Below are 1,736 nucleotides of genomic sequence, written 5' to 3'. Positions count from 1 at the left end.
AGATACAGAATACAAACCATTACAAGCATGGTGGTGATTGTATGTTTGTGATTATTACCTATGATGTCAATACTAAACGAGTGAATAAATTATGCAAAAAGCTAAAGGAATATTTAACATGGACACAAAATTCTGTATTTGAAGGAGAAATTACGAAAACACAATTTTTAAAATGCAAACAAGCTATTGAAACAATTATTGATCCCGACGAAGATAGTATTTACTATTATGTTGTGGAGAATCCCAAACATATGAAAAAATCTTCATATGGAACAGACAAAGGAAGCATGGATTTATTTTTTTAATGAGATATAATTAAATATATTTCGCATTGGTGCATTATGGAAAAGAAAAGCTAATTGCTTATAAAAGCTATTATATCAAGAGTTATGGCAGTAAGTTAAAAAATATAGTTTACAACATTAAGGGTTTACTGCAAAATGAATGATGTAAACCTTGATTTGACAGGGTTTGTATCAGGTATTTTATAAGAACTAAGTGGTTTTTAAAGTTAACTTTCGCTCAATTATGGCTGGGGCTTGCTGCTCATTTTATAAGAACTAAGTGGTTTTTAAAGGCGAATCAAAGTAGTGTAAACAACAGTGAAACTTATTTTATAAGAACTAAGTGGTTTTTAAAGCTCGTATACGACGCTTTGCCTCACTCGCTACGTAATAATTTTATAAGAACTAAGTGGTTTTTAAAGATCAATCCACCAATAGCAGTTCCTACACCTGGGAAAAATTTTATAAGAACTAAGTGGTTTTTAAAGTCGCTCCATGCTTTCAAATAAAAAGAATCTATATCTAATTTTATAAGAACTAAGTGGTTTTTAAAGCAAATTCATAGATTTTTGACAAAAAGTAAGCTCCGTATTTTATAAGAACTAAGTGGTTTTTAAAGAATTTAGACATGAAATTTTGGGCATTGGCTGCATTGCATTTTATAAGAACTAAGTGGTTTTTAAAGTTTTGTTAAAACTCGCATCTCCATTTACGATGATTATTTTATAAGAACTAAGTGGTTTTTAAAGGAAAAAGTCTCGATAACAGCTGCCCTAACCATTTGAAAAATTTTATAAGAACTAAGTGGTTTTTAAAGTGAATTTTTATTTTTTATATAAACGTTGAAATTTTTACATTTTATAAGAACTAAGTGGTTTTTAAAGGTATAACCACCAATCGAATCCATAGCGTTACCACATTTTATAAGAACTAAGTGGTTTTTAAAGGTAGAGGACAAGGAAGAAGTTGAGGAAGTAGCAAAGGATTTTATAAGAACTAAGTGGTTTTTAAAGACGTAGTCCACGAGAAGATTCTGCATTGGCAACAATATTTTATAAGAACTAAGTGGTTTTTAAAGTTATTTTCTATTGCTCTACCAGTTGAGCTACGTATGATTTTATAAGAACTAAGTGGTTTTTAAAGAAAGGGCAAAACGAATTTAAGCATAACTTAAAAGCATTTTATAAGAACTAAGTGGTTTTTAAAGGAGTACGATAATCCTAGCGTTCAGAAAATGCGTTTAATTTTATAAGAACTAAGTGGTTTTTAAAGTAAACATGCCATCTAAAAAGCGTGTGAATTTTTCATATTTTATAAGAACTAAGTGGTTTTTAAAGAATGGTGATTATATAACTATGTCTAGTGGTTCGGGAGATGGATGTAATATAGAGTCGTGGACATAACTCTACTAAGTTAGTAAAATAACTTATATGAGAGGACGTGTCCGAAATG

At 29.7% G+C, this 1,736-nt stretch carries 1 protein-coding gene and 1 CRISPR repeat array; the gene reads left to right on the top strand.

Going from position 1 to position 1,736, the window contains the following annotated elements:
- Window positions 1-41: 41 nt before the first annotated feature.
- Window positions 42-305 carry a CRISPR-associated endonuclease Cas2 gene (gene cas2, locus M3Z76_RS19585; RefSeq protein ID WP_293929775.1) on the top strand — a complete coding sequence of 88 codons (264 nt, stop codon included), beginning with the start codon at window positions 42-44 and terminating at the stop codon, window positions 303-305.
- Window positions 306-482: 177 nt separating this feature from the next.
- A CRISPR array of direct repeats spans window positions 483-1,621; the repeat unit is 29 nt; unit sequence ATTTTATAAGAACTAAGTGGTTTTTAAAG.
- Window positions 1,622-1,736: the final 115 nt, after the last annotated feature.

Origin of the sequence: Metasolibacillus sp., from assembly GCF_025291715.1 — a bacterium.
In the GTDB taxonomy this organism is placed as follows: domain Bacteria; phylum Bacillota; class Bacilli; order Bacillales_A; family Planococcaceae; genus Metasolibacillus; species Metasolibacillus louembei.
This window is presented reverse-complemented; position numbering and strand designations above follow the sequence as displayed.

What these genes read in the sequence shown, in the direction of transcription:
- cas2 (WP_293929775.1), top strand. Translation starts at nt 42, where the DNA reads ATGTTTGTGATTATTACCTATGATGTCAATACTAAACGAGTGAATAAA.